14 protein-coding genes are annotated in these 16,190 nt (G+C 61.3%); 1 reads left to right on the top strand and 13 read right to left on the bottom strand.

Annotation, left to right across the window (positions count from 1 at the left end; genetic code table 11):
- Positions 1-5 precede the first annotated feature (5 nt).
- From ACYQ54_RS21230 to ACYQ54_RS21190, 9 genes are all read right to left on the bottom strand, one after another.
- Positions 6-1,169 carry a dihydrodipicolinate synthase family protein gene (locus ACYQ54_RS21230; protein ID WP_460086030.1) on the bottom strand — a complete coding sequence of 388 codons (1,164 nt, stop codon included), beginning with the start codon at positions 1,167-1,169 and terminating at the stop codon, positions 6-8.
- A gap of 27 nt (positions 1,170-1,196) precedes the next feature.
- Positions 1,197-1,511: a Dabb family protein gene (locus ACYQ54_RS21225; RefSeq protein WP_460086029.1), complete on the bottom strand. Its 315-nt coding sequence runs from the start codon at positions 1,509-1,511 to the stop codon at positions 1,197-1,199.
- Positions 1,508-3,100 (bottom strand): GMC family oxidoreductase, encoded by a 1,593-nt coding sequence (locus tag ACYQ54_RS21220; protein ID WP_460086027.1) that lies wholly within the window; start codon positions 3,098-3,100, stop codon positions 1,508-1,510. The genes ACYQ54_RS21225 and ACYQ54_RS21220 overlap by 4 nt, the downstream gene beginning before the upstream one ends.
- Positions 3,101-3,125: 25 nt before the next feature.
- The gene (locus ACYQ54_RS21215; protein WP_460086026.1) at positions 3,126-3,884 is read right to left on the bottom strand and encodes a 3-ketoacyl-ACP reductase; all 759 of its coding nucleotides are present in this window, start codon (positions 3,882-3,884) and stop codon (positions 3,126-3,128) included.
- Positions 3,881-5,365, bottom strand: a complete 1,485-nt coding sequence (locus ACYQ54_RS21210) for an FAD-dependent oxidoreductase (protein WP_460086024.1) — start codon at positions 5,363-5,365, stop codon at positions 3,881-3,883. The genes ACYQ54_RS21215 and ACYQ54_RS21210 overlap by 4 nt, the downstream gene beginning before the upstream one ends.
- A 3-nt stretch (positions 5,366-5,368) precedes the next feature.
- Positions 5,369-6,478 carry an ABC transporter ATP-binding protein gene (locus tag ACYQ54_RS21205; RefSeq protein WP_460086023.1) on the bottom strand — a complete coding sequence of 370 codons (1,110 nt, stop codon included), beginning with the start codon at positions 6,476-6,478 and terminating at the stop codon, positions 5,369-5,371.
- Between the two features lie 4 nt (positions 6,479-6,482).
- Complete coding sequence (locus ACYQ54_RS21200) at positions 6,483-7,355, bottom strand: carbohydrate ABC transporter permease (protein WP_460086021.1); 873 nt, start codon at positions 7,353-7,355, stop codon at positions 6,483-6,485.
- Positions 7,355-8,260, bottom strand: a complete 906-nt coding sequence (locus ACYQ54_RS21195) for a carbohydrate ABC transporter permease (RefSeq protein ID WP_460086020.1) — start codon at positions 8,258-8,260, stop codon at positions 7,355-7,357. The genes ACYQ54_RS21200 and ACYQ54_RS21195 overlap by 1 nt, the downstream gene beginning before the upstream one ends.
- A 165-nt stretch (positions 8,261-8,425) precedes the next feature.
- Positions 8,426-9,676: an ABC transporter substrate-binding protein gene (locus ACYQ54_RS21190; RefSeq protein WP_460086120.1), complete on the bottom strand. Its 1,251-nt coding sequence runs from the start codon at positions 9,674-9,676 to the stop codon at positions 8,426-8,428.
- A 268-nt stretch (positions 9,677-9,944) separates the two neighbouring features.
- On the opposite strand from ACYQ54_RS21190, the gene ACYQ54_RS21185 reads away from it, so the two are divergent.
- A complete protein-coding gene (locus tag ACYQ54_RS21185; RefSeq protein ID WP_460086019.1) occupies positions 9,945-10,994 on the top strand; it encodes a substrate-binding domain-containing protein in 1,050 nt (349 codons plus the stop codon).
- A gap of 8 nt (positions 10,995-11,002) precedes the next feature.
- Here ACYQ54_RS21185 and ACYQ54_RS21180 read toward each other — a convergent pair whose 3' ends face one another.
- Genes ACYQ54_RS21180 through ACYQ54_RS21165 form a run of 4 tightly spaced genes read right to left on the bottom strand, consistent with a single transcriptional unit; the run spans position 11,003 to position 15,866 of the window.
- On the bottom strand, positions 11,003-12,523 hold the full coding sequence (locus ACYQ54_RS21180; RefSeq protein WP_460086017.1) for an aldehyde dehydrogenase family protein: 1,521 nt from the start codon (positions 12,521-12,523) through the stop codon (positions 11,003-11,005).
- Positions 12,520-13,293 (bottom strand): enoyl-CoA hydratase/isomerase family protein, encoded by a 774-nt coding sequence (locus ACYQ54_RS21175; protein ID WP_460086016.1) that lies wholly within the window; start codon positions 13,291-13,293, stop codon positions 12,520-12,522. Before ACYQ54_RS21175 ends, ACYQ54_RS21180 begins: the two co-directional genes overlap by 4 nt.
- The gene (locus ACYQ54_RS21170) at positions 13,290-14,864 is read right to left on the bottom strand and encodes an acyl CoA:acetate/3-ketoacid CoA transferase (RefSeq protein ID WP_460086015.1); all 1,575 of its coding nucleotides are present in this window, start codon (positions 14,862-14,864) and stop codon (positions 13,290-13,292) included. Before ACYQ54_RS21170 ends, ACYQ54_RS21175 begins: the two co-directional genes overlap by 4 nt.
- 3 nt (positions 14,865-14,867) lie before the next feature.
- On the bottom strand, positions 14,868-15,866 hold the full coding sequence (locus ACYQ54_RS21165; protein WP_460086014.1) for a Gfo/Idh/MocA family protein: 999 nt from the start codon (positions 15,864-15,866) through the stop codon (positions 14,868-14,870).
- Positions 15,867-16,190 lie beyond the last annotated feature (324 nt).

The following is a 16,190-nucleotide window of genomic DNA, read 5'->3' as shown; positions in this document are numbered from 1 at the left end:
AAGGTCTATCCGATCCCGTGCAGTTTCAGGAGCAGCCCCATGCGCTCCTCGGCGATCTCCGGCTTTGACAACAATCGAGCCTGATCCGCAAGCCGGAAGACTTCCGCATAGTGAGCAATCTCGCGCGAGGACTGGAAACCGGCCGGCATGATGAAGTGGCTCTGGGCATCGTTCAACCAGGCAAGGAACGCAATACCGGCCTTGTAGAACCGGGTCGGCGCCTTGAAGATTTCCCGGCTCAGCGGAACAGTGGGTGCGAAGAGGGCGTGATAGGTTTCAAGATTGCCTTCCGCCAAGGCCTCCAGTGCCTGGCTCGCTACGGGCGCAATTGCTGCGAAGGCCCCGAGCAAGGCATGCGAATAATGCTTGCCGTCGCCGGCAATCAGCTCCGCATAGTTGAAGTCGTCACCGGTATAAAGCCGCACACCGTCCGGCAGGCGTGCGCGGAAGGCCTCCTCGTGTGCCTGATCGAGCAGCGAGATCTTGATGCCGTCGACCTTGGCTGCGTGACTTTCGATGATGGCAAGAACTGCATCGGACGCAGCGGCAACATCCGTCGACCCCCAATAGCCGGTGAGTTCGGGATCGAACATGTCGCCCAGCCAGTGCAGGATGATCGGCTCCCGTGCCTGCGTGATCAGCCGGCCATAGACGTCGGCATAATCGTCCGGGCCGGCCCCGATGGCAGGAAGCGCCCGCGATGCCATCAGGATCGCCTGCCCGCCCGCCGCCTCTATGGCCTCAAGCTGAACGGAGTAGGCGGCGACGATGTCGTCGTTGGTCCTGAGCTTATCAAGCGGCACCTGGTCGGTTCCCGCGCCGCAGGCAACACGCGGCTTCAGCGGATGCGCCTTCGCCTCCTTCATGGTGCGTTCGATCAGCTCTTTCGCGGTTGCCCAGTCAACGCCCATGCCGCGCTGCGCCGTGTCCATGGCCTCGGCCAGCCCCAGCCCCTGGTCCCACAGCCAGTGTCTGAATTTCAGCGTGTTTTCCCAATCGACAGCCGGAGAGCCGACCCAGGGGTCGCGTTCGCGCAGAGGATCCGACACCACATGCGCTGCGGCAAAAGCGGTGCGGGTCAGCGGAACGCGCGGTGCGCGCGGGGTCAGGGCTTCGCCGGTGAGGCTGTAGGGTTCCAGCCGGTTTTCGTAAGTGGGCAGGGTCAGCATGAGACGCTCCGTGAAACTGTCGGCCGGTCAGGCCGAAACGGGAATATCCAGGACGAGAATGCCGTCGATCCCGCCGATGGCATTGGCGACCAGCCTGGCGCCGAGCGCCTTGTGGTCCGGATGGGTCTGGTAGGCTTCCAGCGCGTCCCAGCTGTCGAAATCAACGGTGAAACCGTGCATGTAGCCCCGTTCGATCTGTTCCGGACTTTCACTTCGACCCGAAACGATCTCGCCGATGCCTGACACCTGATTGCGGATGCTTCTGAGCTCCTGAAACAGGCCTTCGATAAGCTCTTCGGCAACATCGGGCTGGAACTTGATGAGAACGATATGACGGATCATGACAGCGCCCCGTGGTCTTCGCGGATCATGTCGGAGGCTTTCTCGCCGATCATGATGGCCGCGGCATTGGTGTTGGAGGAGATGACCGTCGGCATGATCGAGGCATCGACCACGCGCAGACCTTCAAGGCCATTGAACTTCAGGCGTGGATCGACCACCGCCTTGTCGTCGGAGCCCATGCGGCAGGTGCCTGCCGGATGGTGGGAGGTCTTGGAGTGTTCGCAGATGAAGCGGAAGTAGTCTTCATCCGATTTCACCCCGGGCCCCGGCAGATGCTCGGCCTTGATGAAAGGCTTCAGCGGTGCCTGCGCCAGAATTTCCTGGGTCAGTTTCAGGCCCCGGATCGACATTTCCCGGTCCTGACTGTCCTGCAGGTAATTCGGGTCGATCAGCGGCGCATCGGCCGGATTGGCGCTCTTGAGACGCACACTGCCGCGCGAGCGTGGGCGCAGATAACAGGAGTTGAGCGTCACGCCGCCATCGGGCATGGCGGCAACACCGGATTCGATCCCCGTCCCGAGACCGAGATGGAACTGCAGGTCCGGCGAGCGCGCATCCGGGTTTGCATACCAGAACCCGCCTGTCTCGAAGAGACTGGAGGACACGGGCCCGCGCCGGGTCAGCAGATATTGCAAGCCGGCCAGCACCGAAAGATGCGGCTTTGCATAGCGGTCGTAGGTGTGCGGGCCGCTGACCTCGCAAATGCAATAGAGGTCCAGATGGTCCTGCAGGTTGGACCCGACTTCCGGCTGGTCATAGGCGATATCGATGCCGAGCTTTCTGAGTTCGTCCGCCGGGCCGATGCCGGAAAGCTGCAGCAGCCTGGGCGAGCCGATCGAGCCGGAGGACAGAATGACTTCCGACCCGGCCGTCAGGAGAGTGCCGTCGTTCAGTTCGACCCCGGTCGCCTTGCCGCTTGCCACCACGATACGGCGCACCTGGGCACCGGTCTTGATGTGGAGATTTGGCCTGCCCTTGTTGGGGGCAAGATACGCCATGGCGGCGGAAGAGCGGCGAGCGTTGCGCTGCGTCAGCTGGTAATAGGCAACGCCGTCCTGCTTCTCGCCCGTCACATCCTCGTTTTTCGGAATGCCGAGCGCGGCGGCGGCTTCGAAATAGGCTTCGCAGATCGGCAACGGAGCACAGGGCCTGGAAACGCCGAGAGGGCCGCCCTTGCCGTGATAGCGGTTGTCGTAGGTGTCGTTGTCCTCGGCCTTGCGATAGTAAGGCAGGACATCTTCATAGCCCCAGCCCTCGCAACCCATCTGACGCCACTCGTCATAATCGAGCGCATTGCCACGGGTATAGATCTGCGCGTTGATGGCCGAGCCGCCGCCGATCACCTTGGCCTGGGTATACCGGAACACACGATTCAGCATGTGCTTCTGCGGAACCGTGTGCCAGCCCCAGGAGCCGATGCCCTTGGTCATCTTCGCAAAGCCGGCAGGCAGATGATAGAATGGATGCCAATCACGTCCGCCCGCCTCCAGCAACAGCACGGAAACGTCCGGGTTCTCGGTTAAACGCGCGGCAACAACCGAGCCGGCGCTGCCACCACCGATGATGATGAAGTCGTAGCCTGTTTCCATCTGAAGTCTCTCAGAACATTTCGCTCTAAAGCCGGGGGATCGACAGACCGCCGTCCACCGCAAAGGTCGAACCGGTTGCAAAGGCCATTTGTCCCTCGGCAATCGGCACAATGATTGAGCCGATATCGGCGGGTTGCCCCCAACGGGCTGCCGGCACCAGACCGCCTTCGATCCGGGCCGTGTATGTGTCTTTCACACCGGCAGTCATGCCGGTTTCAATGATGCCGGGACGCAGTTCGAAAACGCCGATGCCGTGCGGTGCAAGCCGCACGGCGAACAGCTCCGCCATCATGGCCGCACCTGCTTTCGACAGGCAGTATTCCGCCCGTTCGATCGACACCATCTCGGCGCTGACCGAGGTGATGAAACTCATCGAGCGATAGCTGTCGAACGGCTGGTTCAGCATGCGTCTGGCCACTTCCTGCGCCAGGAAGAAGGCCCCGCGCAGGTTGACACCCATGACGAAGTCGAAACTGTCGGGCGCCAGATCCAGCATGTCGCCCCGGATCCTGGCCGGAACGCCTGCGTTGGAAACAAAAGCGGTCACCGGCCCAAGATCCGCTTCCACCCGGTCAAGCAGCACCTTGCAATGGTCGATGTCCAGAAGATCGTGCCGGTAATAGGCTCCCTTGCCACCCAGGCTGTTCAAGGCTTCGACCACCTCCGGTGCCTCCGCCTCTTCCTGAGCGGCGATGGCGACCGTGTAGCCTGCGTCTGTGAGGGCCTGCGCAATGCCGAGACCAATGCCACGCTGGCCACCGGTCACAAGTGCGATCCTGCTCATGCCGCCAGATCCTTCCTGATGGTGTCCGCGGCCCGCAGTGCCAGGGCCGCGACTGTCAGGGCCGGATTGACGGCGGCAGAAGTCGGCAGCGCACCAGCATCGGCAACGAAGAGGTTCGGATGGTCCCAGGACCGACAGTCCGGATTGAGAACCGATGTTGCCGGGTCATCGCCCATGCGCACGGTGCCGCACTGATGCGACGGCACCCTGCCGTCGAACAGGCGAGACAGAACCAGCGGGAAACCGGCCTCGCGCAGGGTCTTGCGGGTCTTTTGAACCAGCTTCCTGTGTGCGGTCATGTTGGACCGCTGCCAGATGAGCTGGATCCTGCCGTCTTTCAGCATCACCCGGCTTTCCGGATCGGGCAGGTCTTCGGAAATGAGATAGAGATCGAGCGCATGCCCGGAAATCCAGCGGGCTGCGAATTTGGGCAGTTGAGGCACCTGGATCTTCAGGATGTCAGGCGTCACCCGACCCAGAAGCTGGACATTGCCCAATGGCATGCCGTCTTCGCCGTCATCGAGATACCAGTCATTCAGACCGAAGGTCTTCTGGTAGACGGAGGTATTGCGGAACCGGGGATCGATGGCGATCATCGCCGTCGCATTGTGGTTCATGAAGCAGCGGCCGACATAGTCCGACAGGTTGGCGACGCCGGACCGCAACAAAAGCGCCGCGGACTGGACCGCTCCCGCACACAGGGCAACGACACCCGGTGTCAGGCAAATCTCCTCACCGTCCTTGCGGTAGTGAACTTCATCGATACGACCGGACTTGTAACCGGTCCTGAGCGCGGTGACTTCGGCACCGGTCACAAGGGTGACGTTGTCATGGGCAAGCGCGGCTTCCAGCGCGCAGGTTTCCGCATCCATCTTGCCGCATCTGAGGTCGGGATAACCGTCCCAACCGGTGTGCCCGGCATCGAGCCAACGGTCGATATCAACCCCCAGCGGCAGGCTGAACGGGCGAACACCCGCCTGTTCCAGGCGCCGCCTGGCAATGCGGATCGCTTCTTCGTCAGGGATCGGCGGAAACGGATAGGACTTGCCGTGCGGCGGTTCTGTCGGATCGGAGGCGGCATCACCGCGGACTTGAAACAACTGCTCGGCCGCATCGTACCAGGGCGACAGCTCCGCATAGGAAAGCGGCCAGGCCGGCGAGACGCCGTCATAATGCTCCAGCGTGCCGAAGTCCTCTTCCCGGTAGCGGATCAGCACCGCGCCATAGAGCTTCGAATTGCCGCCGACATTGTAATAGTTGCCCGGCTCGAACGGTTGCCCCTGTTCGTCGAGCCAGGTTTCCGGCGCCCGAAAGGCGCTGTTGGTGTAAATGCGCCAGGGATCGCGGGCCGGAGCATCGTCCGGTATCCGATAGCCCCGTTCCAGGATCGTGATCCTTGCTCCGGACGGCGCAAGGCCCGCGGCAAGGGAGGCTCCGCCCATGCCGCTGCCGATGATCACGATGTCGGGCGCCGTATTCATGGATCAGGCGACCCGGTTTTCGGTTTTCGGGTCGAAGGCGACCGCCTTTTCCATGTTGAAGGCAAAGGGGAACACGTCCCCCGCCTTCACCGCAACATCGGCGCGGAAACGGCCGGTCACGTCCTTGCCGCCGATCTGGCTGACAACAAATGTGTCGGAGCCTGCCGGCTCGGTAACTTCCACCGGAGCATCGACGATGTGAATCGCCTTGGAGTTCCGGTCCGCGCCGTCCTTGTCGGTGATGGCCTCAGGCCGAATGCCGAGAATGATGTCCCGCCCGATACTGGAAGACAATGTTTCAGTGGCAAACGGAATGGCGGCCGTCTTGCCGTCGGCCAGTGACACTTCCGCTGCCGGCTTGCCGTCGACCGAGACGACCTTTGCCGGGAACAGGTTCATGGAAGGGGATCCCATGAAACCCGCAACGAACATGTTGGCCGGATTGTCGTAGATCTCTTTCGGCGTGCCGAGCTGCTGGACATAGCCACCGAACATGACCGCGATCCTGGTCGACAGTGTCAGCGCCTCGATCTGGTCGTGGGTCACATAGACGATGGTGGTGCCGAGCTTCTGGTGAAGCTTCTTGATTTCCGTGCGCATGTCGACGCGCAGCTTTGCATCGAGGTTCGACAGAGGTTCATCGAACAGGAACACGTCCGGTTCACGCACCAGGGCGCGCCCCATGGCGACACGCTGGCGCTGACCACCGGACAGCTGGCCCGGCTTGCGGTCAAGCAGATGGCTTATCTGCAGCAGATCGGCCACCTGGGCGATACGCTTTTCGCGGTCCGGCTTGGCGATGCCATGCATTTCCATGCCGAAGGAAATGTTCCCGGCAACGGTCATGTTGGGGTAGAGCGCGTAGGACTGGAACACCATCGCGATGTTGCGGTCCGCCGGCTTGACGCCGTTCATGCTCTTGCCCTTGATCGCGATCTCGCCGGAGGTGATGTCCTCGAGGCCGGCGATCATGTTGAGCAGGGTGGACTTGCCGCAGCCGGACGGGCCGACGAGCACGAGAAACTCGCCCTCTTCGATGGAGATGTCGGTTTCATGCAGGACCCGCATGGATCCGTAAGACTTGGTCGCCTGCTTAATGTCGAGAAAGCCCATTGTCTTATCCTTTTACTGAGCCTGCCATCAGACCACGCACGAAGTAGCGGCCCGCGACGATGTAGACGAGAAGGGTTGGAAGCGCCGCCATGATCGCGCCGGCAAAATGCACGTTGTATTCCTTCACACCGGTGGACGATTGCACCAGGTTGTTGAGGGCAACGGTCATCGGCTGGCTGTCGAAATCGGAGAAGGAAGCGCCGAACAGGAAGTCGTTCCAGATGTTCGTGAACTGCCAGATGACGCAGACCACGGCGATCGGCCCGGACGACGGCAGCAGGATGCGCCAGAAGATCCGGAAGAAACCGGCACCGTCGATCTGTGCCGCCCGGACCAGCTCGGTCGGGAAGGCCGCGTAATAGTTGCGGAAATAGAGCGTCGAGAACCCGATCCCGTAGACGAAATGCACGAAGATCAGCCCAGGCACCGTGCCGGCGATACCCATCAGCCCCAGCATCCGGGCCATCGGGATCAGAACCATCTGGAACGGAATGAAGCAGCCGAACAGCAGAAGGCCGAACAGGATGGTCGCCCCGCGGAACGTCCATTTTGTCAGCACGTAACCGTTCAGCGCGCCAACCAGCGTCGACAGGGCGACTGCCGGAACCACCATGATGATGGAATTGAGGAAGTAGGGCTTCAGCCCCGTCGCCTCGACGCCGACCTGCGCGCTCGACCAGGCGCTTTCCCACGGTGCAAGCGTCCATTGCTTTGGAAGGGCCATCATGCCGCCCGAGGTGATTTCGGCCAGCGGCTTCAGCGAATTGACCACCATCACGTAAAGCGGCAGCAGGTAGTAGATGCAGAACAGCGCGAGCAGCAGGTAGAGAATGACCCGGGCCGGACGCAGGGACGAAGACTTGGATATCGTCGACATCACTTTTTCTCCCTGAGTTCGGACCAGAGATAAGGCACGATGATGGCGGCGATCGTCATCAGCATGATCACGGCGGAGGCTGCACCGATGCCCATCTGGTTCCGGGTGAAAGTGTAGGAATACATGAAGGTTGCCGGCACTTCGGTCGCGGTACCCGGTCCGCCACCCGTCAGGGCGATCACAAGGTCGTAAGACTTGATCGCCATATGGGCGAGCACCACGAAGGCCGACATGAAGGCAGGCCGTAGCTGCGGGATCACGATCCGGCGATAGAGGGCGAACGTGGATGCACCGTCGATCTGTGCGGCTTTCATCATCTCGCCGTCGATGCCGCGCAGGCCCGCCAGGAACATGGCCATGACGAACCCGGAGGTCTGCCAGACCGCCGCGATCACGATGGTGTAGATCGCAAAGTTACGGTCCTTGATCCAGTTGAAGGTAAAGGTTTCCCAACCCCAGCCACGCACGACGGCCTCGATGCCGATGCCCGGATCAAGAAACCATTTCCAGGCGATCCCGGTCACGATGAAGCTGAGCGCCATCGGATAAAGATAGATCGTTCGGATGAAGCCTTCGGCGCGGATCTTCTGGTCCAGCAATATCGCCAGCAGCAGGCCAAGGACGCAGCAGACGGTGATATAGAGAACGCCGAACACCACGAGGTTCGAAACGGCCGTATCCCACGCACGGATCTTGAAGAGGTTTTGATAGTTCTGCCAGCCGACCCAGCCAAAGGTGGGCAGAATACGGCTGTCCGTGAACGACAGGTAGAGCGTGAAGGCGATGAAGCCATAGACGAAGATTGCCACGATGGCGATCGTCGGGCTCAGCACAAGTTTGGGCAAAGCATCACGCAGTCTGTCAACAACGGAACCGCGCGGGTTCGCCGTTTCAGAGAAAGACATCTTGAGTTCCCCGACCTAGAGCACCTTTGTCGGCGTTTCGTTGAACGCTCCTGGCGGCTCTAACACTTTGGATCCGGCCGGCTCCGGGACGGTCGTTCGCTACCGCTCGTCGGTCAGCCGAACCGGTGGGAGAGCGGTGACGGATCACCGCTCTCCGCGCGGTCGTTACTTGTTGATCTGAACGGCGGTCACGAGTTCCTCAACAGCGGTTTCGCTGTCGTATTCCCCGTTGAAATGCGCCGTGATCACGTCGTACATGGCATTCTTGATGGCAGCCGGGTTGGCGTGGCCGTGTGCCATGGAGCCGTAGAGGTTGCCGCTGTCGGCAGCCTTTTTCAGATCCACCATGCCCTTCTTGCCGCAGGCGTCAAAGTCATCGTTCGGCACGTCGGTCCGGGCCGGAACGGACCCTTTCACGACGTTGAACGCGGACTGGAAGCTCGGCGACAGGATAGCGGTTGCAAGTGCAGCCTGCTCCTTGCCGACTTCCGGACCCTGCGCGAACATCGCGAACTGGTCGGCGTTGAAGGTCACCTGATCCTGGGTGCCCGGGAAGCGGAAGCAGAGGAAATCCTCATCCGGCTTCTTGCCGGCATTCAGGAATTCACCCTTCGCCCAGTCGCCCATCATCTGGAAGGCCGCATCGCCGTTGATGACCATGGCGGTCGCCAGGTTCCAGTCACGGCCGGAGAAGTTGTCATCCACGTAGGAGCGGATCACGCCCATGCGGTCGAAAGATTCCTTCATGGTGTCGGAACCGAGCGCTTCCTCGTCCAGGTCAATGAAAGCCTTCTGGTAGAACTCGGGCCCGCCTGTTGCCATCACGACTGCGTCGAAGATGGTCGCATCCTGCCAGGCCTGACCGCCATGTGCGATGGCTGTCTTGCCGGATGCCTTCACCTTTTCCAGAGCGGCGACGAATTCGTCCCAGGTCTGCGGGGGCTCGATGCCGAGCTCGTCAAGAATGGCCTTGTTCGCCCAGACCCAGTTGGTGGAGTGGACGTTCACCGGTGCGGCGACCCATTTGCCGTCGTACTTGGAGAACTTCTGCAGGGCTTCGGGAACCACTTCGTCCCAACCTTCCATACCGGCCAGGATGTTCAGGTCGGCCAGCGCGCCTTCCTTTGCCCAGTCGGTGATGTCGAAGCCGAGCATCTGCACGGCGGTGGGCGGGTTGCCGGAGGTCACACGTGCGCGCAGAACGGTCATGGCCTGGGTGCCGCCACCACCTGCAACCGGCATGTCCTTCCAGCCGATGCCCTGGCTTTCCAGATCCTGCTTCAGAACGTTAAGAGCGGCAGCTTCACCGCCGGACGTCCACCAGTGCAGAACTTCAACGTCGGCGGCAGACGCCAGACTTGTGCTCATTGCGAGGGCGGCAAGGCCCAGCTTCAGCGATTTCAAAGACATCGATATTCCTCCCATATGGTGCCGATAGGCGTTTCGAGTGCCGGAACCCGGCAGTCGAGTGTCACGCAACGTTTATTGTAACGTTGCAAACCGGAGTGGTGTCAACGATTTTCATCACTCGCGAAAAACAATGAGTTTTGTTTGTTTTACATACTATTAAGGCGCATGTTTTGGCGCTGCGGTGCAGCACATTATTCTGTTGTAACGTTTTAAAAGCCCTGATTAGACTTGGTTGGCTTTTTGAGCTAGAAAGCTTCGGCTGAAGTGAACGGGCATGACGCGAAAAACCTATGAACCCATCGGCGGACGCGCCGCGGAAAAACTGCCTCGTCCAACCTTGCGCACGGTTGCGCAGGAAGCGGGCTTCGCGGTGACCACGGTCTCCCGTGCCCTTGCCGGGGACCCCAGGATCGCGGAGGCCACGCGCGAACGGGTTTCCGAAGTCGCTCGCCGTCTCGGCTATGTCCCCAACCGTGCAGCGCAGCGCCTGCGCACCGGCCGCACCAAGGTCATCAGCCTGCTTTTGAACACCCGGCACGAATTCCTCAGCTTCACATCCGAGTTTCTCGGCGGCATGTCCGAGGGTCTTGCCGGAACCGGCTACGCGATCACCATCACCGCGGACGGACTGGCAGACGACCGGCTGGAGGTGATCCGCAACATCCGCAGGCATTCTCTGGCCGACGCCATCGTTTTCACCCGAACCGAATGTTTCGACGACCGGGTCCGTTACCTGCTTGAACACGACTTCCCGTTCGCCACCCATGGCCGGACGGACTTCACCACGCCCCACCCCTATGTCGATTTCGACAATGAGGTCTTCGCCCGCATGGCCGTTGAGCGGCTGGTCGCCAAGGGACGCAAACACATTTGCATGGTGATGCCGAACGAGCGTTACACCTTCGGTCAGCATCTGCGGTTCGGTGCCCGTCAGGCCGCCATCGCCCACGGCGTTCAACTGACGGTTCCCGACGGTGTCGATCTCGACAGCGATCCCGATATGATTGCCGCGACACTGCGCTCGCTGCATGCCGGCCCCAACGGACCCGACGGCTATGTTTGCGTCGGCGAAGTCATGGCTCTGGTCACGCTGGCCTACCTCAACGACATGGGCCTGACACCGGGTGCTGAAGTCGACGTCGTCGCCAAACGCGCCTCGCCCATTTCCAATCATTTCCGACCGAGAATCGAGACCATCGACGAAAACCTGCGCGCCACCGGCCGGGCCATGGCCAAGGTTTTGCTCGCCAGGATCGACGGCGCCCCAATGGAGGACATGCAGGTCCTCCTGAAGCCCGAAGGCGCGTTCTCGATTTCCGACTAGCTCGCTCATCACGCCACCCAGGGTGCCCGTGTCTTGCCAATGCGCATGGTCACGGTCTTGGCTTCCAGAAATTCGTCCAGCCCGTATTTGCCCAGCTCCCGGCCCTGACCGCTTTCCTTCACGCCGCCAAAGGGAAGCTCGGCAAAGCCGTCCATCCAGGTGTTGGTCCAGACAGTGCCCGCATGTGCCCGGCGGGCAAATTCCAGGCAGGTGTGCACGTTCTCGCTCCACACACCGGCAGACAGGCCGTAATCTGCGTCGTTGACGAGATCGATCGCCTCATCCAGCGTCTTGAAGGTCAGCACCGAAAGTACCGGCCCGAACACTTCCTCGCGGGCAATCGGCATGTCGCTTTTCACATCCGCGACAATTGTCGGCTGGTAGAACTGTCCGGCAAGACCGGGCACCGTCAGGGCTTCCCCGCCCAGCCGGACAGTCGCTCCCGCATCCGCAGCATCCCGAACATATTTGTCGATCTTGTTCTGATGGTCGAGAGTGATGATCGCGCCGACTTTGGTCGATGGGTCCAGAGGATCGCCGAAGGGCACTTTCCGCGACAGGTCGACCGTCGCTTTCAGGAACGCTTCGGCGATGTCTTCGTGCACGATGATCCGGGATCCGGAATTGCAGCATTCGCCAGCATTGAAATAGACACCGAACACGACCGCATCGACGGCGCTTTCGAGATCGGCATCAGGGAAGATGACTTGCGGGTTCTTGCCGCCAAGTTCCAGCGACACCTTTTTCAAGGTTCCGGCCGCCGCCTTGACGATGGCCTTGCCGACGCCGGTCGAGCCGGTGAAGGTTACCATGTCCACACGCTTGTCTGCGGTCATTGCAGCTCCGACCGGATCGCCATAGCCCAGGACGATGTTGACAACCCCGGCCGGAATACCGGCTTCGACACACAGTTCCCCCAGGATGACCGTCGTGACAGGTGTCATTTCAGAAGGTTTGATAACGGCGGTGCATCCGGCGGCAAGCGCGAAGGGCAGTTTCTGCGACACGATCAGGAACGGGAAGTTCCAGGGCGTAATGATCGAGACGACACCAACCGGCTCCTTGAGCACAAGGCCGAGCATGTCGCTGCCGAGTGAATTGTAGCTTTCGCCGTGCATGGTGCGCGCCAGGGAAGCGGCAAAGCGCCAGATGTCAGATGCACCTTCAATTTCCGCCAAGGCCTGGCTGATCGGTTTGCCGGATTCCAGCGTTTCCCAATAAGCGATCCGCTCCCGTTCCCTGTCGATCAGATCGGCGATCTTCAGGAGAAGCGTTGCCCGCTCCTTGCCGCTGGTGCGCGACCAGCGCCCCTTGTCGAAGGCGAGCCGTGCCGCGGACACTGCGGCATCGACGTCGCGGGCGCCACCCTTTGCGGCCCGCGTGACAACGCTGCCATGGGACGGGGACACTCGCTCGAAGGTCGAACCGTCGGCGCTCTGGCGCCAATCACCATCGATCAGGTGGCGGGCAACAAAAGGGTCCGCCGGGAGCTTGGCTTCGCTGATGGAAACGACGTTCAGGTCACTCATGACTTAACTTCCAGAAAATTCGGTTTGCGCTTTTCACGGAAGGCGGTAACGCCCTCGTTGCGGTCTTCAGTCGGACTGATCATGCCGGAGCCAAGCGCCTCGATCATCGCGCTGCGATCCTCGCCGACGGCTGCATGGATCATGTATTTGGCCACTTCCACGGCCCGGGCCGACTTGCCGGCAAGCTTCTCGGCCATTTCGAAAGCAGTTGAAGCAGGGTCCTCGGAAATCTCCGCAGCAAAGCCCGCAGCAAACGCGCGTTCTGCGGATATCCGCCGGCCGAAGAGGACCATTTCCTTCACCATCGGCTCACCCAGCAGTCGGATCAGCCGCTGCGTGCCGGACCAGCCCGGCACGATGCCGACAGACGCTTCGGGCAGCGCCAGCGTCGCCCCTGGCGCCATCACGCGGATATCGGCCGTCGCGGCGAATTCCAGTCCACCACCAAAGGCGTGCGCGCCCAGCGCGGCCACCGTCGGCTTGGAAAGCCGGGCCAGCCTGTCGAAAACCCGGTGGCCTTCGCGCACCCAGTGACGGGCAAAATCGTAAGGCGAGAGCTCGGACCATTCGAGAATGTCCGCTCCAGCACAAAAGGCCTTGCTCTCTGCCGCCGTAATCACCACGGCGAGGATCGACGCGTCGCGTTCCAGTTCGTCGCAACAGGGCTCCACAGCTTTCAGCATGTCGAGCGTGAACGCATTCAGCTTGGCCGGATTGTCCAGCTTCAGCTCGGCGATCGCCCCGTGACGAATGAGATGCAGCGCGCTCACAGGCTCAGCTCCATCGCGCCTCTGGACAGCAGCGCCTTCGGCATTTCGATCAGCTCGTTGGCAAGCCGTACCCGACCCTTGGAAGCATCGACGATGTCACGCGCCGGATCGATGCCCGGCATGATTTCCGTTGCCACCAGGCCCGCATCGGTCAGGTGAATAACGCAGCGCTCGGTCACATAGATGACGTCCTGGCCGAGTTCCTTTGCCCTGCGGCCGGAGAAAGTGACATGCTCGACCTCGTCCACCATCTTGGTGAACTTGCCCGGCGTCCGGACTTTCAGCGCGTCTTCCGTCAGCTCCAGATCCGCGCCCGCTTCGAACAGTCCCGAGAACACGATCTTGCGCGCACTTGCGGTGATATCGACAAACCCGCCGCAGCCGGCCGTCAGATAGGGCTTCTTGCCAAGCTTGGAGACATTGACATTGCCGTCCAGGTCGATCTCCAGGAAGGACAGGAAGGAAACGTCGAACCCGCCACCCTGGAAGTAGGTAAATTGCTGCGGTGACGGCATATAGGCATCAGCGTTGGACGCGCAGCCGAAGGCAAAACCAGTCAGCGGCATCCCGCCGGTTGCACCCTGCTCGATGGCCCAGGTGACGGCCTGCTCCTGCCCGGCTTCCAGCAGCACGCGTGGCACCATGGCCGAAATGCCGAAGCCGAGGTTTGCCGTCTGACCGGACTTCAGTTCCATCGCCGCCCGGCGGGCGACAACCTTCTCAATGCCGTGCTCGGCCAGCGAGAAGCTGGACCAGGGCCGCATGATCTCGCCCGAGATCGCCGGATCGTATCCGGTTTCGGTGGTCTGGCGCTGATCGGGATCAACGACGATGAGATCGACCAGGTGACCGGGCACACGAACATCGTGCGGACGCAGCGAGCCCGAGGCCGTCACGCGCTTGACCTGCGCGATCACCAGGCCACCATGGTTGCGCACGGCGATTGCCTGTTCGAGGCCGCCGAGATAGGCGCCTTCGTGTTCATAGGTGAGATTGCCGCGCTCATCAGCGGTGGTCGCCCGGATGATCGCGACATCCGGCACGATGTTGGGAAAATGCAGCCAGGTTTCGCCGCCAAGCTCCAGCCGGGAGACAATCGGCCGTTCGGCGGCGACATCGTTCATGGCGCAGCCCTGGCGGATCGGATCGACGAAGGTGTCGAGACCGACCTTGGTCATGACACCTGGACGGCGCGCGGCAACATCCCGGTGCATGTCGAAAAGAATGCCGGAGGGCACGTTGTAGGCAGCCACCCGGTTCTCCACCAGCATCTGCCAGATCGCCGGCATCGGCAGGTTGGACGGACCTGAGGGGTAGGACCCTGCAATGATGGTCGACAACAGGCCATCCTTGGCAAGGTGGTCGATCCCCTTGATGCCGTACATGTCGCCGGCAGCAATCGGATGGAGCGTCGTGAGGTTTCTCGGATGCCCTTCGCTATCGAACCTTGCGCCGATGGCCTCAAGGATCTTGTCCGGGCACCCGAGACCGGAGGAAGAGGAAACCGTGACAACCGCGCCGTCCTGAATGCGGGCGGCGGCATCCGCCATGGAAACGATCTTGGAGGCCATGGGTCAGAAGCCTCCGTAATTGACGGCAACAGCCTTGCCGGATTGCGCGGCTTCGCGCACGGCAAGGGCAACGGCCAGGGACTTGACCCCGTCGACACCATCGGCAGAAGGGCGACCCTTGCCTTTGATCGCATCGGCAAAGAGGCCGAGCGCGCGGTGGTAGAGGTTATGCTTCTCGTAAGAGATCTCGTGTTCGCCATCCGCATCGACCAGACGAACTGCTCCGACAGGTTCCTGGGTCATGACATTGCGGGCAAAGATCGAGCCGTCGGTTCCGTGAAACTCGATACCGGTTCCGGCGAATTTATGCGTGAAGCTTTCGTGCGACTGCACCATGGTTCCCGACGGCATCGACCAGACCGACATCACGCTGTCCTCGACCCCTTCGCCGAGGCCGGAGGCTGCCGCCTTGGCAACGACCTCCTGCGGGTCTTCGCCCAGATGGAAACGGATGGTGTCCGCGTCATGCACGGTGATATCGGGGATGACGCCGCCACCGGCAGCCGCATCATTGATGCGCCAGCCGCGCAGCGCGTCCGGCAGGTTGACCGCGTGGAAGACGCGCGCGCTCAACACCTTGCCGATGCGGCCGGAAGCGATCAGCTCACGGATGGCCAGATGAGATCCCGCATTGCGCAGATGGTGATTGGTGGCAAAGACCACACCCTTGCCGGCGGCAGTGCGAACCATTTCACCGGCCTCATCCAGGGTCATGGCCAGCGGTTTTTCGCACAACACGTGTTTTCCGGCAGCGATCGCGGCCAGTGCCTGCGCATGATGCTTTTCGTTGGTGGTGGAAATATAGACCGCATCAACACTGTCATCCGCCAGGAGCGCATCCAGATCCGTGAAACTGTCGGCAATACCATGCTCACGGGCATATGCCTCGCCGCGGGCCGCATCCGAACTCAGGACGGACTGGATGTCGGCATTCTGCGAGCGGATCGCATCGATCATGTAACTCGACGCAATTCGGCTTGCACCGATAAGGGCCCAACGCATCCATTCCTCCCGAACAAGTCTTGTTTTTGGAACGTTCCAATTCTTGAGCGCAACAATTACTGGAACGTTCCAAATGAGTCAAGGGAGGAATTTTGTGCGGTGGAGAATTCGAGGTGGAAGTCGGGATCAACTAATGGGCTGGCAGGCAGGAAACCAGGTGTCCAGGCAGCCTGAAAATCCGAAGCATCCCGACTTTTCAACCGGCACGGTAGCCAACCACGAGCTCCCCGGGCATAGCACCACAACATGCCTCCAGCTCATCCCCCTCGTCACCCCGGGCGAGCCACGCGAGACCCGAGGCCCACCCGTTTCCAGAGCGTTTGC

The organism is Roseibium sp. LAB1, from assembly GCF_054658235.1.
This window is presented reverse-complemented; position numbering and strand designations above follow the sequence as displayed.